The following is a 534-nucleotide window of genomic DNA, read 5'->3' as shown; positions in this document are numbered from 1 at the left end:
GGGATTTCATCGCATCCGCCATTATGGCCTGCTGGCCAGTTCCAATCGCAAGGCCAGCCTCGCTCGGGTGCGGGACCTGCTGAAGGTCATACCCATGCCAGCACCAGAAGTCACGGAACCCGAACCGGTCATGCCACCGCCCTGCCCATGCTGTGGTGGTCCGATGGTCGTCATCCCGATCCTTCCCCGCTGGTGCCAGCCCAGAGGACCGCCACGGACGACTGATCTGGCCGGGAGATCAGCATGATGATCGGCAGACATGACCCTATAACCCGATGCCTGCCGGAACCGTCTCGTTCCGGCGCACCGACAGGCTTACGTAAAACGCGAAAAAACGACGGAAAGCGCGCACCTGGCCCTGAAGATCCTGTCATCTTCATGTGTAGGATCAGCGGGAAACACCCTTTGTCGCGTCACGAATGTCGCCACGTGACCCCGCTCAGAGGCGCCTCAGGGCAGCGCCAGTTGCAAATTCCCCATAACTGAGTCTCGGTGTCGCGGGTTCGGTCTTCCCAGACTTTCGTACGCCTCGCG

The 534-nt window shown here is 61.0% G+C and carries 1 pseudogene; it reads left to right on the top strand.

The features are described from left to right. Nucleotides 1-247, top strand: a pseudogene (locus tag B7449_RS15135) (IS91 family transposase); the annotation flags it as partial. Nucleotides 248-534 lie beyond the last annotated feature (287 nt).

Origin of the sequence: Komagataeibacter intermedius TF2 (assembly GCF_000964425.1) — a bacterium.
GTDB lineage: Bacteria > Pseudomonadota > Alphaproteobacteria > Acetobacterales > Acetobacteraceae > Komagataeibacter > Komagataeibacter intermedius.
The sequence above is the reverse complement of the archived record's forward strand: the minus strand, read 5'-3'. Positions and strand labels throughout refer to the sequence as shown.